Here is a 26,319-nt window from a genome sequence, read left to right on the forward strand (position 1 = left end):
ATAATAGGCATATAGAAAATGAAGAAAGTGGTGCAGCATGGGTCGTAAGTGGAATAACATTAAAGAGAAAAAAGCTTCGAAAGACGCTAACACTAGCCGCATTTATGCGAAATTTGGTCTTGAAATTTACGTAGCGGCGAAGAAAGGCGAGCCTAACCCGGAATCCAACGGCGCACTGAAGTTCGTTCTTGAACGCGCGAAAACGTATAACGTACCGAAGGCCATTATCGACCGCGCGATCGAGAAGGCTAAAGGCGGCTCGGACGAACAATATTTCGAGCTTCGGTATGAAGGATTTGGTCCTGCAGGCTCCATGATCATCGTGGATGCCCTGACGAACAACGTGAACCGCACGGCTCCGGAAGTACGTTCGGCTTTCAACAAAGCCGGCGGCAATATGGGCGTAAGCGGATCGGTATCGTACATGTTCGACCAAACCGCCGTAATCGGCGTGGAAGGCAAATCGCTGGATGAAGTGATGGAAATTATGCTGGAAGCAGACGTTGACGTCCGTGATATCGTGGAAGAAGACGAGACTATCATGGTCTATGCGGCTCCGGATCAATTCAATGCGGTGCAGGACGCATTCAAAAATGCCGGCATTTCGGAGTTTGCGGTAGCCGAAGTAACGATGCTTGCGCAAAACTTCGTTACACTCCCCGAGGATGCGGTTGCTTCCTTCGAGAAGCTGATTGACGCGCTTGAAGATTTGGAAGACGTTCAACAGGTCTACCATAACGTTGAATTTGAATAATCGCATAGAGAGTAACGGTCGCCTGAGGGCGGCCGTTTTTTTTGTAATTCTAAGCGGCGATAACCAAGAGTATCGAGGTATATCCAAGTATAGTAGGTAACCTAGAACCAATCTAATGAAAAACATTTCAGCTCTTTTCAGGCCGGAGGATGTCCTTTAGAATAAGGTTGGCTGGAGAACAGCCGTTTGTGTATGGAATAAAAATTCTTAGTAAACGAATGGAGGAGCAATACGATGAAATATCGGAAACTTGGCGGTACGGGTCTGAAGGTTAGCGAAATCAGCTTAGGCAGCTGGCTTACATATGGCGGTTACGTGGAGCGCGAGAATGCGGTAAACGCGATTCGCACGGCTTACGATTTGGGAATTAACTTTTTCGATACGGCGAATGTGTACGAGCGCGGCGGCGCGGAGGAATTGGTTGGCGAAGCATTGAAAGCGTATCCGCGCGAATCCTATGTTCTGGCGACAAAAGTATTCTGGCCGATGGGCGACGGCCCTAACGACCGCGGCTTGTCCCGCAAGCATGTGATCGAGCAGGCGAATGCGAGCTTGAAGCGTCTTGGCCATGATTATATCGATATTTACTACTGCCACCGTCATGACGCGGAAACCCCGCTGTACGAAACGCTTCGCGCTATTGACGATCTGGTTCGTTCCGGCAAAGTGCTGTATGTCGGCGTAAGCGAATGGCAGGCGTCGCAAATCGCCGAGGCGCTTGGCGTAGCGGATCGTTACCTGCTGGACCGTATTGTGGTTAACCAACCGATCTATAATATGTTTGAGCGTTATATCGAGAAGGAAATCATTCCGCTTAGCGAGCGCTCCGGCATCGGCCAGGTTGTCTTCTCGCCGCTGGCGCAAGGCCTGCTGACCGGCAAATACACGTCTGCAACCGATTTCCCGGCGGACAGCCGCGCGGCTAAAATCGATTGGATGGGCAAAGGCATTACGGAAGAGAAAATCAATAAGGTTCGCCAGTTGGAAACGATTGCGGCAGAGCTTGGCATCAGCGTTGGCAACCTGGCGCTGGCCTGGATTCTCCGTCAACCTAACGTAGCGAGCGCGCTTGTTGGCGCAAGCCGCCCTGATCAAGTAACGGAGAATGCCAAAGCTTCGGGCATTGCCTTGAGCGAAGACGTACTGGAACAAATCGAAACCATTCTGAAGTAAGAGAAGGAGACATCTTAGATGGCAAAAGTCGTAGTTACCGGCGGAAGCGGAATGCTTGGACGATGGATCGTTAAGCATTTCGTGGACCAAGGGTATGAAGTGCTTAACGTGGATACGCGTCAACCGGACGAATCGATCTGTCCGACCCTGATCGTGAACCTGGAGGATCTGGGTCAGACCTACGGGGCGCTTGCAGGCGCAGATGCCGTCGTTCATATGGCGGCTATTCCGAGAGCCGGCATGGTGCCGCCCGAGGTCACCTTCCGCAACAATGTCATGTCCACCTACAACGTTCTGGAAGCGGCGGCTGGCCTTGGCATTAAAAAGGTTGTTATTGCGTCCAGCGAGTCTTCGTATGGCATATGCTTTGCCGAGCATCCATTTGGTCCGCAATATGTACCGATGGATGAGGCCCATCCGCAGCTTCCGCAGGATAGCTACGGATTGTCCAAAATCGTGAACGAAGCAACGGCCGATATGTTCCACCGCCGTACCGGCATGCAGGTCGTATCGCTGCGCCTCGGAAACGTCATTCCGCCGGAATGGTATGAACGGTTTCCTTCGTTTATTCATAAGCCGGAGGAGCGGGAACGCATCCTGTGGAGCTATATCGATACGCGTGACGTAGCGGAAGCATGCGAGCTTGCTATTAAAGCGGAAGGGCTTGGCTCCGTAGCGATCAACCTCGCGAACGATGAGTCCAGCATGGACATCGCGAGCCGTGAGCTGATGGCGGCCCGTTATCCGGAAGTTACCGATTTCCGTGCGCCGCTTGAAGGCTTTGAATCGCTGCTGAACAGCGACAAAGCGAAGGAATTGCTTGGCTGGCAGCCGAAATATTTCTGGCGCGAGCAGCTGAAGAAGTAATGAGAACGGTCCTTATCCTCTGGATAAGGGCCGTTTTTTGCGGAAAGACGACGGTCGCCTCACTATAATGGATTGATGAAGAGTGTCTTTTTGTATAGACAGCTTTCCTGAACGAGGAGTATACTTTAAACGCTTACTTAATGAAATTTACTTATAGACATGAGAAGGTGCGGCGGCTTGTGAGTTATCTGTTTCTATTCTTGGCGACTTTGGCATGGAGCTTTGTTGGCGTGCTGGTGAAAACGGCTTCTACGATGGTCGACAGCTCCATCATTTCCTTCTGCCGGTTCTTCTTTGGCGTAGTTGTACTAGGGATTTATCTGCTGATGAAAGACGGGAAAATCCATTTCCGATACCGGATGAAATGGCTCTGGTTTGGAGCGGCGGGCAAATCCGCCAACTATATTTTCGAGAATATCGCGCTTATGATTGGTTATTCGTATGGCAATATTCTTGTACAGCCTGTACAGACCGTGATCCTGCTGTTTGCAGGAAGCTTCGTCTTTAAGGAGAAGGTAACGAGGGCGGGATGGATCTCCGCGGCGTTATGCGTGGTCGGCGTTATCGTTGTCGGGTGGAATGGCGTTCCGCTTGACGAGTTGATGGGAAGCAGCGGACTAACAACAATCCTGTTTACATTGGCGGGGATTGGCGCGGCGGTTCATGTCATGAGCCAGCGCATGCTGGTTAAGACCATGGATAACGGCAATATGAATTTCTCCGTTTTCCTGATTGCAACGCTGATGGTGTCGATTCCCATCCCGTTCCAAAGCGAAGGATTTAAGGGAGTGTCGACCGCCGGGGCATGGCTGGCGCTGGTCTGCCTTGGCGTTATTACGGGCTTAAGCTTCTTCTGGTTCGCGGAAGCGATGAAGCGGGTGCCGTTCGCCGTAGTAGCGATTGTTGGCAACAGCTCCGTATTATTCTCGATTCTGTGGGCGTATATTTTCTTCCAGGATCCGATTACCAGCTATATCATTATTGGGACGTTAATCTTTGTAGCGGGCTTCTTGCTTCTTAACTTCTCCGGTCCAAGAAAGAAGACGGTGAAGCAAGAAGACAACGTGGAAGCAGCGGTATAAAGCGAAGGAGCGAATACGATGGATCAAGTCAATGATCTCCCGGCCAAGTTAAGCAAGCCGGCCAAACGCGCCTTTGCCCAAGCGGGTTATTTGAAGCTTGAGCAGTTTGCCGGGTTGACCGAAGCCGAGGTGCTTGCGCTCCATGGCGTTGGGCCAACCGCAATCGTCCTGCTTCGCCAGGCGCTTGCCGAGAAGGGACTAGCCTTCCGCAATTAACGAAGAGAGCAGCGGGCAGCCGCTGCTCTCTTTGGCTCACCGAAAGGAGGCAGCATGCCGTATGCAAAAGGTTGAAACTACCGTGCGCCTAACGAAGCCTGTGCATGCCATCATTCTAATCCTGTTTATCTTCTATAGTCTCATTATGATCAAGCTGCTGTTTATCCGCGGCAGCAGTTATAGATGGCCAGACTATAATTACAACATCGTCCCGTTTCATACGATCAAATCGTTAATCTATCACCGGCATGCTTACAATACCGATGCCTGGGTGAAAAACCTGTTCGGGAACATTGTCTTGTTCATCCCCCTTGGAGTCTGCTTACCGATCCTTAGCCGAAGGCTATTTCGGGCAGTTAGATGTCTCGCGGCCATTATACTCCTTCTGTTTCTCGTAGAAATCATTCAACTTGTAACTAAAGTTGGAAGCTTCGATATAGACGATATTATACTGAATGCGATTGGAGCGGGCATTGGACTTGCTTTTATCAAGCTGCCGCGTTCAGGTTAAGACCTTAATCTCAATATCAAAAAAACCGTGCCATTGGCACGGTTTTTTTGATTTGCCTGTTATTTCTTCAGAATCCCTTCGAAAAACACCTGGAAGGAGATCAGGAGCTGATCTCCAAAGCCTTCCTTCGAAATGCCCATTACCCAGTTAAGCATCGTTCCCAAATAGATTTGCGTGGCAATGCATGCCATCGTATTGGCAGGGATCGTTGTTGTGAACTCACCGGTCTGCTGGCCTTTCTCAAATACGGGAACAAGATTGTCCATCACCAGACAAAAGCCTTCTTTGCTTTCCTCGATGTTCTGGTTGTTCGCGAGCATGCCCTGAATCGACAGCAGCAGCATGCCGTGATTCTCGGCCATGGCATCGCCAAGCGTCTTGACGAGTGCCAGGAAGCGGGGAGCGTAAGGTCCCGGCTTATCTTTCAGATTTACGATTTCATCAATGGCAACCAGCTTATTCAGCTTGCCTCTGACATCCTCTTTGGTCTTGAAATAGTTAAAGAAAGTGCCTTTGGCAACGCCGGCAGCTTCCGTAATTTGGGCGACGGTGGTGGATTCAAAGCCTTGCTCGGCAAACAGGCACATCGCCGCTTCAAGTATCCGGTTTTTGGTCTCGAGTTTTTTCTCTTCTCGGTTCACAGCCATCATCCTCCGTTTATTGCCTACAGTATAGCATATCCAAGGCTATAATGGGTTCAAAGTTTAAATGACCGTTGGTACAAGAATTTACTGAAAAACTCTGTTTAAGAAGGCTGAACAACGTTAATACAATAATTAAACCTTTACAAAATAACAAAAATAAAAATGACCGATGGTTCAAAATAATATTGACCAACGGTCATTTTGTCGCTATAATCCAAAATGACAGGAGTCGAGAATGGAGGATACAAATGACGAAATCAAATATTCAAGCCGTACCGGACGCGAGTACGTTTACGATCAGGTCGATCATCGCGCCGCTCATTGCCGTCATTGTTGGTTTATTTATGGTTATTCTGGACGGAACAGCGATGAATGTCGCGTTAAGCGGCTTCATGAAGGAGTTCGGCAAGGACTTGTCCGTCGTTCAATGGACGACAACCGGCTATGCGCTTGCTCAAGCTGCGGTAATTCCGCTGGCAGGCTGGCTGTCCGACCGGTTCGGGGCAAAGCGGATTTTCCTCGTGTCAGTAGGGATGTTTACGTTCGGTTCCTTGCTTTGCGCTTTTGCAGGCAATATCGAAATGCTGATTCTGTTCCGGGTTATTCAAGGTCTTGGCGGCGGCATGGTTATGCCGATTGCCTTTGCGATTATTTATAAGCTTAGTCCGCCAGAGAAGGTTGGCTCTGTAATGGGCATGCTGGGCATTCCGGTTCTGATCGCTCCCGCATTGGGACCGGTTGTCGCCGGCGCGTTAATCGATTACGCAACCTGGCATTGGATCTTCCTTATCAATATCCCTCTTGGCATCATCGGGATTATTGCAGGCATGCGCACGTTGCCGAACATTGAACGCCAAGAGGTAAAATCGCTGGACGTTCCGGGCATTATTTTTGGACCGCTCGCTTTTGCGGCTTTATCGTATGGGGTAAGCGAAGGGGGAACAAGCTGGACTTCGGTACAGACTTTAACCGGTCTTATTGCGGGTGCCGCCTCATTGATGATCTTCGTGTTTGTCGAGCTGCGCAGCAAGCAGCCGCTTCTGGAGCTTCGGGTATTCCGTTCCAGAGATTTCAGCAAGGGGATTATTGTCCAATGGTTTACGCAGATTGCGCTCATGGGAACGTTCTTCCTCATTCCAATGCTTCTTATTCAAGTACAGGGTCATACGGCCACGGAGTCCGGACTGATCATGCTGCCCCAAGCGATCGCTTCAGCCGTCTTTATGCCGATTGGAGGCAGGCTGTTCGACCGGATTGGCGCAAGACCGCTGCTTGTTACCGGGCTTAGCATTGTCGGAGTGGCTTCGTTCCTGTTATCGAACATTTCCGCGGATGACGGCTTGTCGCTTATCCTGATCACTTCCGGTCTGTTTGGTGTAGGGATGGGACTTTCCATGATGCCAATGAATACGTATTTGATTCAAGCATCCCCGCCAAGCCTGGTTGGCCGCGTTACCTCGCTTACTTCCGCAGCACAGCAGGTCATGACGTCTTTTGCTATCGCGGGACTCAGCACTTATCTCACTACCAAGATTAAAGATGCGACGGTACCCGGTCAGGCTCCGGAGATTGACGCCTTATATCATTCCTACGGGGAAACCTTCCTTGTTGTTGTAGGAATTGCCATAGCAGGCGCATTGCTGGGCTTGCTGCTGCGCAAACCGGTAAGAGCAGAGGGTGACGAAGGCACAGCTATAGAAGCTCCCATGATGATGGGACACTAATCCGAACGAAAATACCATTTATTTCTGAAATGTTCAGGAATAGATGGTTTTTTTCGTTTACAGACTGTACAACTGTATGTTATCTTCAATATATATTGATTGCTTTACTGCTATAAAGCGTCTACGCGATATCAGACTACGGAGGGTGCACATGACAGTACTAGAAGGACTGCGATCGGCCATTGATAAGACGGACCAACAGATTGTTGCCTTATTGGCACAAAGATTCATCTTTACTGAGGCGGTAGGGAAATACAAAGCAGCAAATCAGCTTCATTCGCAAGATCCCAAGCGGGAAGAACAGCAGTTCAAGAAAATTGTCGAACTCTCCGAGCAATACGGTTTAAGGCCGGAATATGCCGTAGACATCTATCGGAAAATTATGGACATTGCGATATCAAGACATCAGGAGCTGCTTGCGGACAAGGCAGTATAAGGGCACTGCGGTTGTAACTTCGGTTACGCCGCGGTGCTTTTTTTGTACATATTTCCATCCCCGTTGGAGCAAAATGACAATAACTACAAGGTTAGGGAGGGTGCGCTCGTGATCATCCTCGGACTGTTCGTCATTACCGTGATGAGCCTGCTGGTCATGTGTTTTTTGGACATGCTCGTATTTAAACAGCCTTTTTTACATGCGTTTGTGCATCTGCTTCCGATCTATCCGGATACTTCGACCATCTATATTATTGTAGCTGCGTTCCTTATGGGGGGATGGGTTGACTTCAATATGACCGAACGTTTGAGGAGGAAGCCTAGCAAGCAGTCGAATAAGCAGGTGGGAGGGGATAACCGTGACGCCAAGCAAAATTAATTTTGTGGATATGTTCGCAATGCAGCTGGTGTTTTTGCTAAGTACATCGATTATTTTCGGTACGCCCAGCACGGTACCGGACTCTTGGCTAGTTGGAATGGTAGCGTTCCTCCCAGCTTGCCTGTTTATTGTCATGTACGGCGCCATGTTATCTTCGCAGAAGGATATGGGGTTATATCAGCTGCTCGAGAAAGCTTGGGGTAAGATCATAGGCAAAGGTCTCGTCCTTATCTATACAACCTACTTCCTATACATCGCCTCCCGGAATATCCGGGATATGGTTGAGCTTGTTATGAGCACGCTATTGCGCATGACTCCCGTACCGCTAATTACAACGTTGTTCGTCCTTATCGTTGCCTATGCTACGTTGGGCGGGATTCAAGCTATAGCCCGATTTGCCTCGCTTGTTCTATGTATTGTATTAATAATGCTGCTTGCAATCGGGATTCTTCTGATGTTCAGCAGCTCGCTTATTCTGGAACAGATGCTTCCGTTCTTATCAAAAGGGATCGGGCCGGTGATATTGTCTGCCTTCGAGCACTCCATCTGGTTTCCCTACGGAGAAATCGTTGTATTCCTGGTTTTTCAGAAGGAACTTGGCGGTGCAAAACGGTTCCGTAAGCTCACCTTATACGCCTTTATTAGCGCATGCCTCATTTTATCGGTCTCCGATCTCATCCAGATCTGGACGCTTGGAATCGAAGAGAAGAAATACTCCTCATTCGCTTTGCTGGATGCCGCGCGTCTCATTAATATCGCTAATATCATCACTAGGATGGATGCGATCATTGCGCTCATCATCATTTTTGGCACATTGCTCAAATGCGCCGTCTTTCTTTTTGCCTGCACGGAAGGTTTAACGCATGTGTTCAAGGGAAAGACGGGGAAATTTAATTTTCCGATTGCTCTTCTGGCAGGAGCATTCTCTATTCTTGTGACGCGCAATAGTGCCGAGCATGTGATTGAAGGCTTGAAGTATGTGATCTATACGCTTCATATTCCTCTTCAATTAGTAGTGCCGCTATTGACGCTGCTGCTGCTCCGAATCCGTTTCCGAAAAGGGGAGGCCACATGAATACGCAAAATTTCAGCTTAACCGGAGAGGAGTTCTACCGTTTAGAGGATATAAAAAAACAATTTGCTTCGGTATTCGGCAATACCGCTGATCTGGCCGTTGTCCATGTGGATGTCGGGGACTATAAGGGGCTTTTATGCTATTTGACAACGATGACAAATACGGATTTTATCATCGAGCATGTTCTTAAGGATCTTACTCTTCCCAATCACGAAGAGCCGATCAGCATAGAAGAGACCATCCATCTGCTGGAAACCGAGCGTTATGCCGCGCTTAAGCACGAAACGATGCAAGACTTGGATAAAATCATGAACAAGATTGTTCTAGGCAACGCCGCCATCTTCATCGACGGCTTCCCGAAGGTGCTTATCTTGGAGGTGCGGACGCTCAATTCCCGTTCCATTGACGAGCCTACCACGCAAAATGTAGTGCGCGGTCCCAAAGAAGGATTTACGGAATCGGCCGATACGAATATGAGCCTCATCCGCCGAAGATTTAATAACGTCAATCTGCGCTTTGAGAAATTCGAGCTTGGTTATATGACGCATACAGCAGTCTACATGGCTTATCTGGACGGCGAGGTGGACGAGCATATATTGAAGCAAGTCAGGGAGAAGCTGAACAGCTCGCATATCGAGAGCTTGTTTGATTCCGGGCGAATCGAAGACATGCTTCATTCCAACGGGAAAGGTCTCCAGCTGTTCCCGACCGTTTATAACAGCGAACGGCCGGACGCGATTTGCAGCTGTTTGATTGACAAGAGAATCGCCATACTGGTTGACGGCAGCCCGTTTGTGCTTGTTGTTCCGGCGTTATTTACAGATTTCTTCAAATCGCCGGAAGACGAATATCAATGGTTCGTAATCGGAACCTTTTCCCGTTTACTCCGCTATTTTGCTTTTGTCCTGTCCTTGATTGTCCCGGCCCTCTATATCGCGGTGACCAGCTATCATCAGGAACTTGTTCCGACGATTCTGCTGACCAGCATCGCCGCCCAGAGGGAGGGTATTCCTTTTCCGGCCAGCATCGAGATACTGCTTATGGAAATTTCGTTCGAGATTCTTCGCGAAGCGGGCACCCGGATGCCGCGGCTGGTTGGACCCACTATCTCCATTGTTGGCGCACTAGTGCTTGGAGAAGCTGCCGTACAGGCCGGAGTCGTCTCCAATATTAACGTCATTGTTGTTTCCTTGACGGCGATTTCCGGCTTTGTCGCGCCCATCTATACGTTTGGATCGAAAGTGCGGTTTTTCCGGTTCGGAATGATTATTCTGGCCTCCGTAATTGGTCTTTATGGTCTCGTTCTTGGCTGCGCGTTTCTTATGGTACAGATGACGCGGATTGAATCGTTTGGCGTACCGTATTTGTCCTTGTTCTCCCGCTGGGATAGGAGGAGGGTCACATGAAGGCCGCGCGATTCGGAGGAATGATCCTGCTGTGCCTCGCTCTGGCTGCCGCTTGCACGGGATGCTGGGATCAGACCGAGCTGAACCAGTCTTCGCTTGTAACGGGACTTGCCCTGGAGCCGGGCGAGCATATGAAATACAAGGTGACTTTCGAGATTGTTAATGCTCTGGAGACGGACCCAAACAAAGGGGGGAAAGGCGGCACGCCAACCGTTTTATACTCCAAAGAAGGAAATTCGATAGCGGAAGCGACGCAGAAAATTAACGAGAACTTGGAACGTATGATTCTGATCTCCCATATCCGGGTGATCATTATTGATGAAAGGCTTGCCCGGGAAGGGATTAACCAGTTTATGGATGTACTGCAGCGGAACAGGTATATTCGGGAGGATGTTCTCGTCTTGGTGGGCAAAGGCGTTCCGGCCTCCGACTTTCTGAAGACGGTCTATGCCAGGGGGCAATATGCCGGTTATAAAATTCAAATGCAAGTAGAGACCTACCGCAAGGTATTCGGAGGCATTCCGCGCAGCCATTTGTATGACGTTGCCCAGACGTTGTTAACCGAAGGCCGAGTACTGCTTCTCGGAGCCATTTCTATTTCCGGAGACGTGGAGAAAAGCGAATCGTTGGATGCGATTAAGATGGTCAATCCGGCGGCTGTTGTCAGAATGTCAGGGGCGGCCGTCTTCCGCGGCGATAAGCTGATCGGATATTTGTCCAATGAACATACGCGAATGGTTATGTTGGCAAGTGATTACGTGTATAACACTTTATTCGCGATTCCGGGACCAGGCGGAACCCCTAACAGCCCGGGAGCCGTGGCTGTACAGTTCTACCATATGCATGCCCATATGCACGTCAAGATGGATGGCGATACGCCCAAAATAAAGCTTGACGTCGAAGGCGACGGAAAAATTACCAGTATTGACCGAAACATAAAGCTTACTACGACGCAAGGTTATGACAAGATGGAAGAGCTGACCCGGGAGTACGTCAATGAACAAATGAAAAGAACGATCAGCTACGTCCAGAAAAATTACGGCGTCGATGTGTTTGGATTTGGCCAGCATTATTACCGGTTTCACTATCGGAAGTTCAAACCCATTGCGGAGGATTGGAATTCGCTGTTCGCTAAAGCCGAGGTGGAAGTCGACAGTAATTTTACCTTGCGCCGTCCGGATCTGAAAACGCAAAAGCTTGAAAAAGACGGGATAGGACCATGATTATAGAGTGATGTCCCAAAAGATGTTCGTTCGCTGAAGAAACAGCTTGCATATTCAACAATAGCGGTGCAGAGTAATAGAGGTTACTCTTATACATTGATGATAATCATCATAATGGCGGATGCCCATATAAGCAGAGCAGATATTTTGTTCATGGCTTTCATCAGCCTGCCGCCGGCATCCAGCTTGCCAAGCAGCCTCCCGGCCGTGGCGAGGGAAAAAAACCAAAGCCAGGAAACGAAAATGCACGCGAAAGCAAACATCCATTTTGCCGGTCCGTTGTACTGCAACGAGCTTGTGCCGATTACTCCGACCGTATCCATAATGGCATGGGGATTAAAGAGCGATACCGAGACGGCGAGCATGATCTGCTTGCGCGGGGAGTATTGGCGGGCTTCCGAGGAAGAAGAGGTTCCAGCGCTCGAACGCCAGGACATCCATCCGATATAGGCCAGAAACAGGACGCCGGCGATAATAAGAATGGTTTTGAGCACGGGTACGTTTATAATAAGGACAGAGACGCCAAGAACCGCCAGCAAAATCAGAATGGTATCGCACGCGGCCGCTGCAATAACGACTGGAAGAGCCATGCGGAATCTGGCTTGCAGCGCGCCTTGCGAGAAAATAAATACATTTTGCGCGCCAAGGGGCAGGATCAGCCCAAAGGCCAGCAATAAACCATGCAGGAATGGCAAAGGAAACACAGCCTTTCGTTTGTTTCAAAATATGGACTAATTGTAAGGGCAGAAGCAAGTATTGTCGCCATCCAAATGGTTGGCCCGCATCCCAACCAAGTTAGAAGAAAGGGGGGAAACGGATGAAGTTTGAAACGAGCTGGAGACCGGACCGGAGCAACGGAATTCCTCTATACAGACAAATTGCCGATTATGTCCGCGGCAAGATTGAAAGCGGAGAATGGCCTCCGGGCAGCCGTATCCCTACGGAAAGGGCAATTGCCCAAATTGTTGGCGTAAATCGGAGTACCGTTGTACAGGCTTTTGCGGAACTGACGGCAGAGGGGTTAATTGAAGGGAAAAGCGGGAGCGGAACCAGCGTCTCCGCGGCAGCGGCTTGGGATACGGAGATTCCAAAGCTGCCGGATTGGGAGTCTTATGTAAAGACCGGGGTTCATCGGCCTAACCAGCGGACCATTCAGGATATCAACCATGCCGAGTTTATACCGGATATCATTCGTCTCGGGACGGGAGAGCCTTCTCCGGAGTTATATCCGATGGCGATGAGCCGGATCTTCCGGCAGCTGCCGCCCAAAATGGACATATTCGGCTATCCGGAGCCCCGCGGCTTGTATTCGCTTCGGGAGGAAATCAGCAAGCACATGGCCGGTTATGGGGTGCATGTATCTCCCGATTCGGTACTTATTGTATCCGGGGCCCTGCAGGCGCTGCAGCTCATAGCCCTTGGCCTGCTGAAGAACGGTTCATCCGTATTAACCGAATCTCCGTCTTATTTGCAGTCCCTTCAAGTCTTTCAGTCTGCCGGCATGAAGATGTCCGGCTTGCCGTTAAATGCGGAAGGATTGGACGCAAGAGCACTGGAGCATCACGCGGGAAGCGGAAAAGGGACCATCCTATATACCATCCCTAGCTTCCATAATCCTACGGGTACGGTCATGTCCTCGAAAAGAAGGCAGGAGGTGTACCAATTATGCGTGAAGTACAAGCTGCCGATGATGGAGGATGATGCGTACCGGGATCTTTGGCTGGACGAGCCGTCCCCGCCGCCGATTAAATCGTTGGATCAGAACGGACTGGTCCTTTACATTGGAAGTATGTCCAAAACGCTAAGCCCCGGGTTGCGGATTGGCTGGGTCATTGGGCCGGAGCAGGTGATTCACCGGCTTGCCGACGTGAAAATGCAGTCCGATTACGGAGCCAGCACATTATCCCAATGGACGGTTATGCAATTTCTTCGGCAAGGGCTGTATGAGGAGCATTTGGATCATATACGGAAGGAGCTGAGGGCACGCCGTGCCTATATGCTTCAGCTCCTGGAGTATTACTTGAAAGGGGCGGCGGAATGGGAGGTGCCTAAGGGCGGGTTTTATATCTGGCTTCGGCTTAAGCATGACGTCTCCATCCCCGCCTTGTTTGATGCGGCGCTTAAAGACGGAGTGCTGCTTAACCCCGGATACCTCTATGACAAAACGGATCAAAATCATCTACGTTTGTCCTACTCTTACGCTTCTTTGGAGCAAATGAAAACAGGAATCGAGCGGCTTGCCCACAGCATACCCTGAAGTGTCGGGATGCTGTTTTTTTTGTTCAAAATTTCCATGAAAAAAGTGCAAACTTTTTGGCGGCTTGATGCGTCTTGAATACATAACAAAATTATTTAATATGTAAGGGACGGAAACAGCAATGGAAGACAACATGAACAGCAAGAAACGTTACATGCCGGGTATCGACGGTTTACGAGCTTTATCGGTGCTCGCCGTCATCGCCTACCACCTGAACATGAAGTGGGCGCAAGGAGGATTAATCGGAGTTGCCATCTTTTTCGTCATCTCCGGCTACCTCATTACCGATCAGATCCTTATTCAGAAGCAGCGCAATGGAAGGCTGGATTTGAAGGACTTCTGGATAAGAAGAGCACGCAGGCTGCTTCCTGCGATGTTCTGTATGCTGCTGTTCGTTGCCATTTGGCTGTTGTTACTCGATCCCGACCGATTAAACCACTTGCAGGGCGACTACTTATCATCGTTGTTCTACGTCAATAACTGGTGGCTGATTTTCCATCAGGTCTCGTATTTCGAGAGCTTTGGCCCGCCGTCCCCGATCGGACATTTATGGTCTCTGTCGATTGAAGAGCAGTTCTATCTGATTTGGCCGTTGTTATTGCTCCTGACTCACCGCCGCGGCAAGCTGTTCGTTATGATTCTTGGCGCAGCTGTCGTATCGGCACTCGCAATGGCGTTCCTGTATGTCCCCGGATCCGATCCAAGCCGCGTCTACTACGGAACGGATACCCGCATGTTTGGCCTATTGATTGGAGCGGCGCTTGCCGTTGTATGGCCGAGTCATAAGCTGAATGCAGCGGTGTCGAAAGCCTCCCGGTTCGCAATGGATGCGATCGGAGGCATAAGCTTACTTGTACTTATCGCGATGATGTACCAAATGAACGAATACGATGCTTCCTTATACCGCGGAGGGTTTCTTGGCTTGTCGATACTCACTGCAATCGTAATCGCCGTGCTTGCGCATCCTGCCAGCCTGCTGGCCAAAGCAATGGGGCTTCGCCCTCTGAAGTGGATTGGCGTTCGATCTTATAGCTTATATATTTGGCATTATCCCGTCATTATTTTAACGAACCCTTCTAATCAGGCTGTTACTCCGGGCCCATTGCTGATTGCGTTTCAAATCGCGGCAAGCTTTGCTCTTGCTGCATTATCCTATAAGTTTGTTGAAGAGCCGCTTCGACGCGGTTCGCTCCGGGCAAAATTCCGGTCGGTGTTATCCACCAGATGGCTTGGCGTACAGCCTCTCGCTTTTTTAATTATTATTCCTTTATTACTTACGCCAAGCTTTGGCAGCTCTCTTTTGAAGGCTAAACCGGCTCCGGTGACGGCTGTCACGGATAATACCCAACATGATGACTTGCAGCCGGAAACGCCGTCTCCAACTTTGCCTCCGACGAAAGAGCCTGAAGATGATGCTGTCGTCGTTGTGACTCCCGACGAGCATGAAGATAAACCGGATGTAAATACCGCAACGAGTAAACCAACAAAGCATGAGAAGCCTGATCCCGCAAAAACGACTGATCCTACAAAAGAGCCGGTTCAGACAAATAAGCCCGAACATACGCCGGAACCGTCCAAAGAACCGGCAACGGATAACGGGCAGCCAACCGGAGGAGCGACAGATAACTCTTCAGGACAGCCGACGAAGGGGACGGATGACCAGAATAAGCCGGTTGAAACGACAAAGCCGCCCGTACATCAATCGGGAAGCGGCAAAGGCATTACCGTTATCGGCGATTCCGTTATTCTGGATGCTGCGCCGTTCCTCGAGAAATTAATGCCCGGCATCGTCGTTGACGGAAAGGTTGGCCGTCAACTGAGGCAGGCACAGGATGTGATTGACCAGATGAAGGACGATCATACGCTGGGCAGCACGGTCGTTTTAGAGCTGGGGACAAACGGAGCATTTACCAACAAGCAGCTGAAGGCGTTAATCGAGTCGCTTGATAAGGTTGAGCATATTTATCTCGTTAATACGCGGGTTCCGCGAAATTGGCAGGATACCGTAAATCAGATGCTTCCAGAAGTTGCTAAGGCGTACGGCAATGTAACCGTAGTAGACTGGTATTCTGCAAGCGAAGGGAAGGAAGATTATTTCGCGAAGGATGGCGTACATTTGAAGCGCGAAGGCGCAGAGTTTTATGCGTCCGTGCTTATCGATGCTATCACCAAGTGACCATAAATAGAAGGGTATGCCGGCCATGAACAGAAAGACCGAACAAATACTGACCCATTGCATTACAGAGAATAAGGAAAACATTTACCGGCTGGCCTATAGCTATGTCAAAAACAAAGAGGATGCGCTCGACATTGTTCAGGACTCGATTTACAAAGCGATGACCAGTATCGAGCTGCTCAAGGATACCGCATCGGTAAAGAGTTGGTTTTACCGTATCGTCGCGAACACCTCTTTGGATTTCTTGCGCAAGCACAAGAGAGTTCATCCGATGGACCGGGAAAAGCTGGAATTTTACGCGCTTGGCGCGGAGGATTCCTACATGGACATCGATCTGGTCAGGACACTTGCGGATTTGCCCTGTAAATACCGGGAGGTTGTTGTCCTCCGCTACTTCGAGGATTTGAAGATCGAAGAAGTGGCGGAGGTGCTTCACGAGAATGTGAATACGGTCAAGACGAGGTTGTATCAAGCGTTGAGGCTGCTTCGCATCAAGCTGAAGGATACTTCCTTAAAGGAGACTAATGGATGAGTGATATATTGGAGCATCTGCGGAAGGAGTATCAGTCGGTACCGATTCCGGAGGAGCTGGATCTTATCGTTAACCGTTCCATCAAACAAGCCTTGCATACACGCAAGGCGAAACGTCTGAAGGTTAAGGGGATGACGGTAGCGGCAGCGATACTCGTATTTCTGATTGCGATTAACGCCAGTACAACGGTTGCCAGCGCACTCGCGTCCATCCCCGGCGCGGAACGGATCATCAAAGTGTTAACCTTGCAGGAATTCAAGGTAAAAGAGTCCAATTACGAAGCCGACATCAAAGTACCGGCGATAACGAATATGGAGAACAAGGAGCTGCAGCTGGGGCTCAATCAGAAGTATTTGGCCGAGAGTAAGGCTTTATATGACCAATTCCAGGCAGAAATCGAAGATCTGAAGAAGCAGGGTTTAAACGACGCTCATGTCGGCATAGATGCCGGATATGAAGTGAAGACGGATAACGATACGATTTTGTCTATCGGCCGATATTTTCTGCAGACGGTCGGATCTTCTTCCACGGTGATGCAGTTCGATACCATCGACAAAAAGAATCAGAGATTGATTACGCTGCCGATGCTGTTCAAGGATGATCAGTATGTGAAGCTGATCAGCGACAATATTATTACGCAAATGAAAGAGCAGATGAAAGACGAGGACAGCAAGATCTATTGGATTGCCGGAGCAGTCGACTATCTCCCGACTGAGGAGATGTTCTCGTCAATCAAGAAGGACCAGAGCTTCTATATTAACGAGGACGGCAAGCTGGTTATCGTCTTTAATAAATACGAAGTTGCCCCGGGCTCTATGGGCCTTCCGGAATTCGTCATTCCAACAGACGTCATTCAAGGCGATCTCGTCAGCAACCATTATATTAAGTAAGGGACAAGCAGAGGGATTCATGCTCCTCTGCTTTTTTTTGTTGCGCGCAATTCCTTGTTATCGTGACAAGGCGAGTTCGGGATGGTAAAATACAGCCGATAAAGTCACAAGCGAAGGGAAAAATCCAATGCAACTTCATTCCAATACCATTTTAATTACCGGCGGAGCATCCGGCATCGGTCTCGAATTGGCCAGCCGATTATCGGCCATGGGCAACACGGTTATCGTATCCGGCCGAGACCTGGCAAAGCTCGATCAAGCCAAAGCGCAATACCCTAAGCTTCACGCGATTCCGTGCGATGTTACGGATCCGGCTGCTATTGCAGAGCTGCACAGCATCGTAACCGCCCAATTCCCGGAGCTCAATGTGCTCATTAACAATGCAGGCTTGATGCGTAAAATCAACTTGCAGCAGAAGGAAGTGGATCTTCTCGATATCAGCCGCGAGATCGAGACGAATCTGAGCGGTCCGATTCGTATGGTCAACCAGTTCCTTCCTCATTTGTTAAAGCAGCCTTCTGCGGCCATTATTAACGTATCGTCGGCATTGGCTTTTGTTCCATTCGCGATCTCGCCCGTATACGGTGCAACGAAAGCCGGCATTCATTCCTTTACCCGCTCTTTGCGTGTTCAACTCAAGAATACGAACGTTAAAGTGTTTGAGCTTGCTCCGCCTTTAACGAAAACAACGCTGGTTGACGCGTTTGAAGCCCATGATATGAAAGGAAGCGTAGCGATGGAGGTATCCAAGCTTGTTGGTTACGTTCTTAAAGCCATGGAAACGGATCAGCTTGAAATTCGTCCCGGACAAAGCAATCTGCTCAAGCTGATGAGCCGGGTGGCTCCTAATTTCATATTCAAGCAGATGAGTAAATCGGTAGATGCCATGCATTTGGAATCCGGCAAATAATAGAAACGCAAACAAAAAGACCCCGCGAGGGGTCTTTTTGTTGCAGCCTGTTGTATTAGCTTTCTTTTTTATCCCGATATCCGCCGTAAGAAGGGCCGCAGCCACCGCCAAAGATACCACAGCTACAAGCGATAATGACCAACAAGATGAACAGAACAAGAATGAAACCGGAAGAAGCCATTAAGAATAAAACCTCCTAGTAATTTAGAATACACTATAGATTATGCTTCAATGTTAGCAAGTGCTTGGACCTCTATCACGCAGATAAGAGACTATTTCCAATCGCCATATTAGGATGAATCTCCAGGTAGGAAGAATGACATGCCAAGCGAAACAAACAGAAGACCCCGCATAGGGTCTTCTGTTTGTTTCATCTATTTAGAGAATTACATTCCTCAGCATGCATGGAGGCATGATGCCGTGTGGATTAGTAATACCCTTTACCTGTACCTACGCCTCCAACTCCTGGGTAACCGCCGCCGCAGCCGCCACCCCAACCGCCAACAAATCCGCAACCGCAGACGATGATCACCAGCAAGATGAACAGCACAAGAATTGCACCAACGTTGTTAAATCCATGGCCAAGTCCTGACATAATTCACAACACCTCCTTACGTCTGGAGTATACTTTAATATATGTGGGGGTAGCGGATGTGCTTGGGTATTTGCCTCAGAGGCATTTGACCATTTCCATTTGCCCCTCCGGTACAGGGATCGGGGAATGACGTATGTCCTTGATAAAGCGTAAAAAGCCCCGGATGAGCGGATCATCCGGGGCTAATGCTTGTTAAACGAGTTTTCGGCGGATCACGCCGGAAATCAGGTCAATGATGGTAATCATGACGATAATGCCGAGCAGAATAATGCCGACACGATCCCAATGGCGCGTGCTTAAAGCGAAGATGAGCGGCGTACCGATTCCGCCTGCTCCAATAAAGCCAAGGATGGTTGCTGAGCGGACATTAATTTCGAACCGGTACAACGTATAAGACAGAAAGCTTGGAAGCACCTGAGGCAGCACGGCGAACCATAACAGCTGAAGGCGATTGGCGCCGGAAGCGAGCAAAGCCTCCGATGGGCCGCGGTCGATGTTCTCGATCTCTTCCGCGTACAGCTTGCTAAGCATGCCGACGGAATGAATGCCAAGGGCGAGAACGCCCGCGAAAGAGCCCGGACCTACGGCTTTGATAAAGAGAAGGGCCATAACCAGCTCGGGAAAGGTGCGCACAAAGCTCAGAACGACTTTTCCCGATCCCGAGACCGTCCGGAACCTGCTCATATTTCTGGCTGCCCAGAAGGCAAAAGGGAAGCTGACAACCGCAGAGATAATGGTTCCCAGGACGGAAATAGCCAGCGTATCGAGCAGTCCCCGGAGCAAATCCTCGCCATCCGGCAGATAAACATAGTTCCAATCCGGCTCGAAAAGTCCGGTAAGGATGGATTTCATTATTGTTCCCGCGGTTTCCTTAATGCCTGTAAAAGGCACGCCGCTGAATGCCCATACGTAGACAGCGAGAAGAGCGGCATAGATCAACCAGCGATAGGGACTTTTCTTCGGCTTTTGAACGATAACGTTATTCATAGCAGTCTCTCCCTTAGCTTCGTGCTGGCATAGTCAATGACAAGAACGACGGCAAGCGTAAAGAGGATAATGACGCTTGTCTTGTCGTACTCCAGGAAGCCAAGCGTTGCTTCATAATACAGGCCGATTCCGCCTGCGCCAACAAGCCCCAGCACGGCGGCGGCACGGACATTTATTTCAAAGGTATAAAGAACAAAAGACATAAAGTTCGCCTGGATTTGCGGGACAACGCCGTACACGATTTTTTGCGTAAAGTTGCCTCCGGCAGCCGTCAAAGCTTCAAGTGGCCCGTGGTCGATCGTTTCGATCAGTTCGTAGGTCAGCTTGGAGATCAGGCCAACCGAGAACACGGTCAAGGCCAATATCCCGGGAATGGGACCCAAGCCAAAGACGGATACAAAGATCGCGGCCAGAAGCAGGTCCGGTACCGTGCGAACCAGATTAAGAAGAAACCGGGACGGATAATAAAGCCACCGGTAACGCGTTAGATTTGCCGCGCATAGCAGGGAAACGGGAATAGACAGTATCGCGCCGATCGTTGTGCCGATCAGGGCCATACGAATCGTTTCGAGCATGCCGTGAACGATGTTGTCGAAGTAGCTCCAGCGCGGAGGAAACATCTCCTTCAATAAATCCCACATATTGGGCATTCCGGTTATAAGCTCGGGAAGGGATGCTTCGGTTTGCTTGCTGCTCGCCCATAACAGAACAAGAATCAGAACGATGGTCAAGTAATGCTTGATCCGGCTTGGCGGCTTAGGACGCGCTGACTTTTGGGCCGCGGCGGGCTTCGTATTCACATGAAGACTCATACGACGACCTCACCAAGCAGCTCGTCCCGCGCAGGCGGACGGCCATAAATTTCGGCAAAACGTTCATCCGTCGCTTCCGATACGGGGCCGTCAAAGACCACCTCGCCGGCGCGGAGGCCGATAATCCGGGTAGCATATGTTCTGGCTAGGTCGATAAAATGAAGGTTTACGATGGTTGTAATGCCAAGCTCCTGATTGATTTTTTTTAAATCGTCCATAACTTGCTTGGTCGTCAGCGGATCCAGGGAAGCGACGGGCTCATCGGCCAGAATGATTTTTGCTTCCTGGGCCAGAACGCGGGCAATAGCCACGCGCTGCTGCTGGCCGCCCGACAGCTCATCCGCGCGGGAATAAGCCTTTTCCATAATGTTAACCCGGCTAAGAGCTTCAAATGCCAGATCAATATCTTTCTGAGGGAAACGTCCGGTTAACGTCCGGAGGGTAGAATGATAGCCGACTCTTCCGGCTAATACATTGCGCAGGACGGAAGATCTCTTGACCAGATTAAAGCTTTGAAAAATCATGCCGATATCCCGGCGGATCAATCGAAGCTTTTTCCCTTTTGCTTTTGTAATCGATTGGCCGTTGATCAGAATATCGCCTTCGGAAATATCGTGCAGCCGGTTAATGGAGCGGAGGAGGGTAGATTTGCCGGCGCCAGACAACCCGACAATCGCGATAAATTCTCCTTCTTGTATGGTCAGGTTGATATGGTTTAACCCTTTGGTCTGGTTCGGGTAAATTTTCGATACTTGGCGAAGCTCGATCATGAGGAACCCATCCTTTTAGAAAGTTTCTGTAACGGGACAAGCCAGTACAGGCCGCAGGCGGCGTTGTACTGGCTTGTCCGATGCCTTAGCCCGCGTCAGTTGACGATGACTACTCGGTTTTTACTTTTTCGTTGTATTGGCGCACGATGTCAAATACGCTGTCATTCGATTTCACATAACCTTGATGCGAGTATACGTCGAAAATAATTTGGTGACCTGTTGGGTCACTACCGATATCGATGAACGCTTGCTGAATTTTAGCAACCCAATCCGCATTCATGTCCGAACGAACGCTGATGGTATCGTTAGGAATTGGTTCTGTAAAAGTAAGAACGCGGGTATCTTCAAATACTTTCGGATAATCCTTCGATACGAGCGTGCGTGCATCCTGGAAAATCGCAGCTGCATCCACGTCGCCGTTCAGTACAGCGAGAACGCCTTGGTCATGGCCTTTTACGGTAACCGGTTGAACGTCCTTCAGCGGGTCAAGACCTGCGTCCATCAGCGCGGCAGCCGGCCATACAAATCCTGCAGAGGAAGTAACGTTTTGATAAGCGATCTTCTTGCCTTTCAGATCCGCTAACGTTTTGATAGGCGAATCCTTCTTCACGATAATCATCGACTTGTAGCTGTCTACCAGCTCCTTAGTAGGGGCGCCGGTAGCGTCGTCTACGCCAAAGCGTTGCGCTTGCAGCATAACTTCAGCCGCGCCTTTTTCTTTCGCGAGCACGTAAGCTGTTGGAGGCAGGAAGCCAACGTCTACTTTTTTCGAAGCCATAGCCTCGATGATGGTGTTGTAGTCGGTCGATACGCTTACTTTTACCGGAATGCCAAGCTTATCGCTAAGCAGCTTTTCAAGCGGCTTTGCTTTCGCTTCAAGCGTATCCGCGTTTTGCGAAGGAACGAATTGAACCGTCAGCTCAGTTGGCACATAACCTTGCGGAGCTTTGCTTTCTTCTGGCGCAGGAGCTAGCGATGGCTCGGTTGAAGCTTCGTTTGACGGGCTTGCGGAGTTCGCAGCGTTGTTGCTTGCGTTCGAGTTGCTGTTGTTGCCGCAGGCGCTAACCATTAAAGCGAGCAGTAACAGTGGTAAGACGATCAGATGCAGTTTCTTCACTTCCAAAACCCTCCAAAAGTTTCTATATTTTTAATACTCGTCCACTATAGGTAATCTCTATTAACGGAAGGTCAATGGGGAGATAAGTATTTGTAAATATGCATAAAGACATATCTTGGCGAATAGGGCTCTGTTACAATAGCGCTAATTGAAGGGAGATGGAGTAAGAACTGTGGAAAGAGAGAAAATGAGATGCGTCATTCTGGTTACAAGCGATATTCACGGCTATATTCAACCGGTAGATTACCGGACTAGGGAAGAGATTCCGTCAGGACTAGCCAAGCTGGCCACGCTTATTAAGGAAGAGAGGATGAAGTTTCCGAATCTGCTGCTTATCGATAATGGGGATATGCTGCAGGGCTCGCCATTCGCCGCTTATGCGGCAGCGCATGCTTCCGGAGTTCATCCGTGCATAGAAGTGATGAACAACCTGCAATATGATGCGGCAGTACCGGGAAATCACGAATTTAATTATGGATTCGAGACGCTGAAACGTGCCGTGAAGACTTCCCGTTTCCCATGGTTATCCTCCAACATTCTATTTAAGGAATCGGGAGAACCAGCATTGGGACGGCCGTATACAGTGAAGTGGATAGAGAACAAGCTCAAAGTGGTCATCCTTGGAGCTACCACGCATTATATTCCTCAATGGGAGAAGGCAAGCCATATCGAAGGGCTTGAATTCAGCGATGCGCTCGAATCCGTCAAAGAATGGGCGGCCTACATTAGGGAGCATGAGCATCCGGATATTCTTATTATCAGCTATCATGGAGGATTTGAATGCGATCTGGGCAATGGACAGGCTACCGAGCGGTTAACCGGGGAAAACCAGGCTTACGCCATTTGTACGGAGGTACCCGGCATTGATGTGCTGATCACCGGCCATCAGCATCGCTTGATCGCGGAGGAGCTGAACGGGGTGCTGGTTGTGCAGACGGGCAGCAATGGACAAGCTCTAGGGCATCTTACAATTGAGCTTGAGCATAGCGGGAGCGGCTGGCTGGTCGTTTCAAAGGCTGCCCGGCTGCTTAAGCTGGAAGCGGATAAGGCGGCCGATGTAGAGATAATGGCCCTAACTGGGGAAACGGAACGAAAAACGCAGGAGTGGCTGGACCAGCCGATCGGGGCAACGGAAGGGGATTTGTCCGTTAGCGATCCGTTTGAATGCCGAAGCGCGCCGAATCCTTTTATTCAATTTATTCATCAGGTTCAGCTTGAGGCGACCGGTGCGGAAATATCCGCTGCGGCTCTACTTAGCGAAGAGACTAAAGGTTTTGGTTCGATCATCACAGTCCGCGATGTGCTCTCAACCTTTGTATACCCGAACACGCTTACGGTGCTTCGCCTGACCGGAGAGGATATAAGGCTGGCGCTCGAGCAGTCCGCCGCATACTTTGTGCTTGCTGCGGATGGAAAGCTAGGTATCAGTGAGGCTTATCTCCAACCTAAGGCCCAGCATTACAATTATGACATGTGGGCGGGCATTGAATATGACATCAACCTTTCATTGCCGGTTGGCAAACGCATTACCAGGCTTTCCCGGGACGGTGAGGAGCTGAGCATGACTGCTGAATATACCGTGGTTATGAACAGTTACCGGGCCGGAGGAGGAGGGAACTTCGATATGTTCAGGGGGAAGCCCGTTCTCTATGAAGGCGCGGAAGATATGGCCGATTTAGCGGTAGGGTATATCCGTTCCAAAAGCGTGCTGAGAGCTTCGGATGATAGGAATTGGCGATTAATTCGGTAGGCTAAGGAAAGAGGACTACTCTTCAGGCGAAGAGTGGTCTTCTTTTTTTGTCTTCATTGCAAGGGCTTAAATGTGAATAAAGCGAACATGAAAACAAATAAATTTTTGAAAAGGGCTTGAAATACTAAAATTACATGTTATATTTAATAACATCAGGTTGAGATGAAGAATGTGAGATTACGTTACGTAGATTCAAACAACTGAACAGCCATTGTCCTCTAGGGTTCCGCAGCGATCTATTCCGCTGGCCTGGTCCGAGAGAGGACGCACAGCCAATAGGCTGTGTCCACGGAGGGGGAAAAGCCCGGGAGGATATGAACAATATCTTCCCGCGGCTTTTTTTATTCTCCGTGACGAAACGCGTTCTGCCGCCTAAGAACGGCGAAGCCGTTTCGCTTTGTTTGTCCAGAGATAGGGAGGAGTATGGAGATGAAACAAGAAATTACGCTGCGCCAATCACTTACGCTCGTTCAGGTTGTTGCGCTTGGATTGGCTTGGATGACGCCGATGATTTACTTCTCGGTATTCGGAATCGCTTATGACGCTTCGAAAGGAATGATTACGGAAGCATACTCGCTGTCTATAGTAGCCATCTTCTTCACGGCGTACAGCTACAGCATTATGGCTAAGATCTTCCCGGGTTCCGGTTCCTCTTATACGTATGTTAAGAAATCGATGCATCCTATTCCCGGCTTCACGGTAGGATGGGCGATTCTTCTCGATTACTTGTTCTCCCCGATTATTGCCTGCCTGACCTTCGGCATTTATCTGAATGCTCAATTCCCTGCGGTTCCCGCCTATGTGTGGATCATTCTGCTAAACATCGTTCTGGCAGTCGTCAACATCGCGGGCATTAAATTCTCCGCCAGCTTAAGCAAGCTGTTCGTTCTCTTCCAGATCATATTTATCGCTTTATTCTGCGGCTACTTGATGAAAGGTCTGTCCGGCGTACACGACGTCGTGCTGCCGTTCACCCACATGGATGCCGGGCTGTCGACGCTCCTGGCGGGCGCTTCGCTGATCTGCTTCTCTTTCCTTGGCTTTGATACCGTATCGACTCTGTCAGAGGAAACGATCGATGCGAAAAAGACGATTCCGCGAGCGATTATGCTCATCATTCTGATTGCGAGTATCCTCTACATTACAACATCCGTCCTGATTCAGGTGAGATATCCTAACCTGACCTTTAATAATTTGGACGCAGCAGGCTTTGAGTTGATGAAGCTTGCAGGCGGAGCGGCGTTAGGCGCTATTTTTACAACCGTTCTGATTTTTGCAATCTTCACGCAAGGGCTGACTTCCGTTACGAGCGTGTCCCGATTGATGTACGTACTCGGCCGCGACTCGATTCTGCCGAAAAAGTTTTTTGGCGCCTTGCATCCTAAATACCGCACACCGGTTAACAATATCGTGCTTGTATCCGTCATCTCGCTGCTTGCTCTTGTCATCAGTCTGGATATGGCCGTCAAATTCGTAAGCTTTGGCGCTTTAACCTCGTTTGCCTTTGTTAATATATCTGTCATTGTAGAATGCTTTATCAAACGTAAACAGCGTTCGCTCAAGCAAACGTTCCAATATTTGATTTTTCCGCTGATCGGAGCGTCATTTATTATTTGGCTGATCACGCTGCTTGACTCTCAAGCTCTGCTTCTTGGCTGCATTTGGCTCGTTTTTGGCGTTACTTATTATCTGTTCCGCACAAGAAAGCTGCGCGCGGTGGAAAGGAAGCCGTCAGCACCAATCTTTCCCGCATCGCCAGTGATCGAAACGGAATTTAAATAATAATTATGTAAAGTATATTGACACGGAAAATTATTCAACATATACTTGGGCTATGTTAGCAATCATTACATCAGAATAAGTTCCGGAGATGCCGGAGCGAAAAAGCTGTCTAGGGTTCCGTTGGCGGGTAACGTCAAGGCTGGTCCGAGAGACGGCGTATGGCGGAAGCTTATCGAAGCAGCCGGCCATATGACACGGAAGGACAAAAGCCTGGGAGATCATTCTCCCGGGCTTTTTTTATTCAAAGGGGGA

General features: G+C 49.6%; 27 protein-coding genes and 2 riboswitches. Of the genes, 19 read left to right on the forward strand and 8 right to left on the reverse strand.

The window, feature by feature from the left end; all coding sequences use genetic code 11:
* Positions 1–37: 37 nt before the first annotated feature.
* The 6 genes from WFK81_RS06040 to WFK81_RS06065 all read left to right on the forward strand — a co-directional run bounded on the left by WFK81_RS06040 (position 38) and on the right by WFK81_RS06065 (position 4,603).
* Entirely contained in the window at positions 38–754 is a 717-nt protein-coding gene (locus tag WFK81_RS06040; RefSeq protein WP_336785558.1) for a YebC/PmpR family DNA-binding transcriptional regulator, read from the forward strand.
* A 234-nt stretch (positions 755–988) separates the two neighbouring features.
* On the forward strand, positions 989–1,927 hold the full coding sequence (locus WFK81_RS06045; protein WP_336785559.1) for an aldo/keto reductase family protein: 939 nt from the start codon (positions 989–991) through the stop codon (positions 1,925–1,927).
* A gap of 18 nt (positions 1,928–1,945) precedes the next feature.
* Positions 1,946–2,794, forward strand: a complete 849-nt coding sequence (locus WFK81_RS06050; protein ID WP_336785560.1) for an NAD-dependent epimerase/dehydratase family protein — start codon at positions 1,946–1,948, stop codon at positions 2,792–2,794.
* A gap of 140 nt (positions 2,795–2,934) precedes the next feature.
* Positions 2,935–3,876: a DMT family transporter gene (locus WFK81_RS06055; RefSeq protein WP_336785561.1), complete on the forward strand. Its 942-nt coding sequence runs from the start codon at positions 2,935–2,937 to the stop codon at positions 3,874–3,876.
* An 18-nt stretch (positions 3,877–3,894) separates the two neighbouring features.
* Positions 3,895–4,092, forward strand: a complete 198-nt coding sequence (locus WFK81_RS06060; protein ID WP_336785562.1) for a DNA-binding protein — start codon at positions 3,895–3,897, stop codon at positions 4,090–4,092.
* A gap of 61 nt (positions 4,093–4,153) precedes the next feature.
* Entirely contained in the window at positions 4,154–4,603 is a 450-nt protein-coding gene (locus tag WFK81_RS06065) for a VanZ family protein (RefSeq protein ID WP_336785563.1), read from the forward strand.
* A 59-nt stretch (positions 4,604–4,662) separates the two neighbouring features.
* On the opposite strand, the gene WFK81_RS06070 is transcribed toward WFK81_RS06065, so the two are convergent.
* Positions 4,663–5,244 (reverse strand): TetR/AcrR family transcriptional regulator, encoded by a 582-nt coding sequence (locus tag WFK81_RS06070; RefSeq protein WP_336785564.1) that lies wholly within the window; start codon positions 5,242–5,244, stop codon positions 4,663–4,665.
* 251 nt (positions 5,245–5,495) lie between these two features.
* Between WFK81_RS06070 and WFK81_RS06075 the strand changes: the two genes are divergently transcribed.
* The 6 genes from WFK81_RS06075 (at position 5,496) to WFK81_RS06100 (ending at position 11,489) form a co-directional block, all read left to right on the forward strand.
* Positions 5,496–6,971, forward strand: coding sequence for a DHA2 family efflux MFS transporter permease subunit (locus tag WFK81_RS06075; protein ID WP_336785565.1), 1,476 nt, complete (start codon positions 5,496–5,498; stop codon positions 6,969–6,971).
* A 151-nt stretch (positions 6,972–7,122) separates the two neighbouring features.
* Positions 7,123–7,407, forward strand: a complete 285-nt coding sequence (locus WFK81_RS06080) for a chorismate mutase (protein WP_336785566.1) — start codon at positions 7,123–7,125, stop codon at positions 7,405–7,407.
* 108 nt (positions 7,408–7,515) lie between these two features.
* Positions 7,516–7,785, forward strand: a complete 270-nt coding sequence (locus WFK81_RS06085) for a hypothetical protein (RefSeq protein ID WP_336785567.1) — start codon at positions 7,516–7,518, stop codon at positions 7,783–7,785.
* Positions 7,766–8,860 carry a GerAB/ArcD/ProY family transporter gene (locus WFK81_RS06090; protein ID WP_336785568.1) on the forward strand — a complete coding sequence of 365 codons (1,095 nt, stop codon included), beginning with the start codon at positions 7,766–7,768 and terminating at the stop codon, positions 8,858–8,860. Before WFK81_RS06085 ends, WFK81_RS06090 begins: the two co-directional genes overlap by 20 nt.
* Positions 8,857–10,266: a spore germination protein gene (locus WFK81_RS06095; protein ID WP_336785569.1), complete on the forward strand. Its 1,410-nt coding sequence runs from the start codon at positions 8,857–8,859 to the stop codon at positions 10,264–10,266. Before WFK81_RS06090 ends, WFK81_RS06095 begins: the two co-directional genes overlap by 4 nt.
* On the forward strand, positions 10,263–11,489 hold the full coding sequence (locus WFK81_RS06100) for a Ger(x)C family spore germination protein (protein WP_336785570.1): 1,227 nt from the start codon (positions 10,263–10,265) through the stop codon (positions 11,487–11,489). The genes WFK81_RS06095 and WFK81_RS06100 overlap by 4 nt, the downstream gene beginning before the upstream one ends.
* Positions 11,490–11,578: 89 nt before the next feature.
* Here the strand turns inward: WFK81_RS06100 and WFK81_RS06105 are convergent, their stop codons facing one another.
* Positions 11,579–12,184 (reverse strand): LysE/ArgO family amino acid transporter, encoded by a 606-nt coding sequence (locus WFK81_RS06105; protein WP_336786424.1) that lies wholly within the window; start codon positions 12,182–12,184, stop codon positions 11,579–11,581.
* 122 nt (positions 12,185–12,306) lie between these two features.
* On the opposite strand from WFK81_RS06105, the gene WFK81_RS06110 reads away from it, so the two are divergent.
* The 5 genes from WFK81_RS06110 (at position 12,307) to WFK81_RS06130 (ending at position 18,254) form a co-directional block, all read left to right on the forward strand.
* Positions 12,307–13,746 (forward strand): aminotransferase-like domain-containing protein, encoded by a 1,440-nt coding sequence (locus tag WFK81_RS06110; RefSeq protein WP_336785571.1) that lies wholly within the window; start codon positions 12,307–12,309, stop codon positions 13,744–13,746.
* 133 nt (positions 13,747–13,879) lie between these two features.
* A complete protein-coding gene (locus tag WFK81_RS06115) occupies positions 13,880–15,922 on the forward strand; it encodes an acyltransferase family protein (protein WP_336785572.1) in 2,043 nt (680 codons plus the stop codon).
* Positions 15,923–15,947: 25 nt separating this feature from the next.
* Positions 15,948–16,454: an RNA polymerase sigma factor gene (locus WFK81_RS06120; RefSeq protein WP_336785573.1), complete on the forward strand. Its 507-nt coding sequence runs from the start codon at positions 15,948–15,950 to the stop codon at positions 16,452–16,454.
* Positions 16,451–17,344: a DUF3298 and DUF4163 domain-containing protein gene (locus tag WFK81_RS06125; RefSeq protein ID WP_336785574.1), complete on the forward strand. Its 894-nt coding sequence runs from the start codon at positions 16,451–16,453 to the stop codon at positions 17,342–17,344. Before WFK81_RS06120 ends, WFK81_RS06125 begins: the two co-directional genes overlap by 4 nt.
* Positions 17,345–17,471: 127 nt before the next feature.
* Complete coding sequence (locus WFK81_RS06130; protein ID WP_336785575.1) at positions 17,472–18,254, forward strand: SDR family oxidoreductase; 783 nt, start codon at positions 17,472–17,474, stop codon at positions 18,252–18,254.
* A 55-nt stretch (positions 18,255–18,309) separates the two neighbouring features.
* On the opposite strand, the gene yjcZ is transcribed toward WFK81_RS06130, so the two are convergent.
* The 6 genes from yjcZ to WFK81_RS06160 form a co-directional block, all read right to left on the reverse strand.
* Positions 18,310–18,435, reverse strand: a complete 126-nt coding sequence (gene yjcZ, locus WFK81_RS06135; protein ID WP_336785576.1) for a sporulation protein YjcZ — start codon at positions 18,433–18,435, stop codon at positions 18,310–18,312.
* A 246-nt stretch (positions 18,436–18,681) separates the two neighbouring features.
* Positions 18,682–18,849, reverse strand: coding sequence for a hypothetical protein (locus tag WFK81_RS06140; protein ID WP_336785577.1), 168 nt, complete (start codon positions 18,847–18,849; stop codon positions 18,682–18,684).
* 192 nt (positions 18,850–19,041) lie between these two features.
* Positions 19,042–19,836, reverse strand: coding sequence for a phosphonate ABC transporter, permease protein PhnE (gene phnE, locus WFK81_RS06145; RefSeq protein WP_336785578.1), 795 nt, complete (start codon positions 19,834–19,836; stop codon positions 19,042–19,044).
* Complete coding sequence (gene phnE, locus WFK81_RS06150) at positions 19,833–20,648, reverse strand: phosphonate ABC transporter, permease protein PhnE (protein WP_336785579.1); 816 nt, start codon at positions 20,646–20,648, stop codon at positions 19,833–19,835. Before phnE (WFK81_RS06150) ends, phnE (WFK81_RS06145) begins: the two co-directional genes overlap by 4 nt.
* A complete protein-coding gene (gene phnC, locus WFK81_RS06155) occupies positions 20,645–21,418 on the reverse strand; it encodes a phosphonate ABC transporter ATP-binding protein (RefSeq protein ID WP_336785580.1) in 774 nt (257 codons plus the stop codon). The genes phnE (WFK81_RS06150) and phnC overlap by 4 nt, the downstream gene beginning before the upstream one ends.
* Before the next feature lie 109 nt (positions 21,419–21,527).
* Positions 21,528–22,535, reverse strand: coding sequence for a phosphate/phosphite/phosphonate ABC transporter substrate-binding protein (locus tag WFK81_RS06160; RefSeq protein ID WP_336785581.1), 1,008 nt, complete (start codon positions 22,533–22,535; stop codon positions 21,528–21,530).
* A gap of 172 nt (positions 22,536–22,707) precedes the next feature.
* Between WFK81_RS06160 and WFK81_RS06165 the strand changes: the two genes are divergently transcribed.
* On the forward strand, positions 22,708–24,285 hold the full coding sequence (locus WFK81_RS06165; protein ID WP_336785582.1) for a bifunctional metallophosphatase/5'-nucleotidase: 1,578 nt from the start codon (positions 22,708–22,710) through the stop codon (positions 24,283–24,285).
* Positions 24,286–24,492: 207 nt separating this feature from the next.
* Positions 24,493–24,598, forward strand: a riboswitch (guanidine-I (ykkC/yxkD leader).
* A gap of 116 nt (positions 24,599–24,714) precedes the next feature.
* Complete coding sequence (locus tag WFK81_RS06170; protein ID WP_336785583.1) at positions 24,715–26,067, forward strand: APC family permease; 1,353 nt, start codon at positions 24,715–24,717, stop codon at positions 26,065–26,067.
* A gap of 98 nt (positions 26,068–26,165) precedes the next feature.
* A riboswitch (guanidine-I (ykkC/yxkD leader) is annotated at positions 26,166–26,286 on the forward strand.
* Positions 26,287–26,319 lie beyond the last annotated feature (33 nt).

The sequence above is a fragment of the Paenibacillus sp. MMO-177 genome, assembly GCF_037147795.1.
In the GTDB taxonomy this organism is placed as follows: Bacteria; Bacillota; Bacilli; order Paenibacillales; family Paenibacillaceae; genus Pristimantibacillus.

Coding starts and splice junctions, on each gene's coding strand:
- WFK81_RS06075 (WP_336785565.1), top strand. CDS start 5,496: ATGACGAAATCAAATATTCAAGCCGTACCGGACGCGAGTACGTTTACG.
- WFK81_RS06110 (WP_336785571.1), top strand. CDS start 12,307: ATGAAGTTTGAAACGAGCTGGAGACCGGACCGGAGCAACGGAATTCCT.
- phnE (WP_336785579.1), bottom strand. CDS start 20,648: ATGAGTCTTCATGTGAATACGAAGCCCGCCGCGGCCCAAAAGTCAGCG.
- WFK81_RS06040 (WP_336785558.1), top strand. CDS start 38: ATGGGTCGTAAGTGGAATAACATTAAAGAGAAAAAAGCTTCGAAAGAC.
- WFK81_RS06065 (WP_336785563.1), top strand. CDS start 4,154: ATGCAAAAGGTTGAAACTACCGTGCGCCTAACGAAGCCTGTGCATGCC.
- WFK81_RS06055 (WP_336785561.1), top strand. CDS start 2,935: ATGAAATTTACTTATAGACATGAGAAGGTGCGGCGGCTTGTGAGTTAT.
- yjcZ (WP_336785576.1), bottom strand. CDS start 18,435: ATGGCTTCTTCCGGTTTCATTCTTGTTCTGTTCATCTTGTTGGTCATT.
- WFK81_RS06100 (WP_336785570.1), top strand. CDS start 10,263: ATGAAGGCCGCGCGATTCGGAGGAATGATCCTGCTGTGCCTCGCTCTG.
- WFK81_RS06095 (WP_336785569.1), top strand. CDS start 8,857: ATGAATACGCAAAATTTCAGCTTAACCGGAGAGGAGTTCTACCGTTTA.
- WFK81_RS06115 (WP_336785572.1), top strand. CDS start 13,880: ATGAACAGCAAGAAACGTTACATGCCGGGTATCGACGGTTTACGAGCT.
- phnC (WP_336785580.1), bottom strand. CDS start 21,418: ATGATCGAGCTTCGCCAAGTATCGAAAATTTACCCGAACCAGACCAAA.
- WFK81_RS06050 (WP_336785560.1), top strand. CDS start 1,946: ATGGCAAAAGTCGTAGTTACCGGCGGAAGCGGAATGCTTGGACGATGG.
- WFK81_RS06170 (WP_336785583.1), top strand. CDS start 24,715: ATGAAACAAGAAATTACGCTGCGCCAATCACTTACGCTCGTTCAGGTT.
- WFK81_RS06060 (WP_336785562.1), top strand. CDS start 3,895: ATGGATCAAGTCAATGATCTCCCGGCCAAGTTAAGCAAGCCGGCCAAA.
- WFK81_RS06080 (WP_336785566.1), top strand. CDS start 7,123: ATGACAGTACTAGAAGGACTGCGATCGGCCATTGATAAGACGGACCAA.
- WFK81_RS06120 (WP_336785573.1), top strand. CDS start 15,948: ATGAACAGAAAGACCGAACAAATACTGACCCATTGCATTACAGAGAAT.
- WFK81_RS06045 (WP_336785559.1), top strand. CDS start 989: ATGAAATATCGGAAACTTGGCGGTACGGGTCTGAAGGTTAGCGAAATC.
- WFK81_RS06130 (WP_336785575.1), top strand. CDS start 17,472: ATGCAACTTCATTCCAATACCATTTTAATTACCGGCGGAGCATCCGGC.
- WFK81_RS06125 (WP_336785574.1), top strand. CDS start 16,451: ATGAGTGATATATTGGAGCATCTGCGGAAGGAGTATCAGTCGGTACCG.
- WFK81_RS06140 (WP_336785577.1), bottom strand. CDS start 18,849: ATGTCAGGACTTGGCCATGGATTTAACAACGTTGGTGCAATTCTTGTG.
- phnE (WP_336785578.1), bottom strand. CDS start 19,836: ATGAATAACGTTATCGTTCAAAAGCCGAAGAAAAGTCCCTATCGCTGG.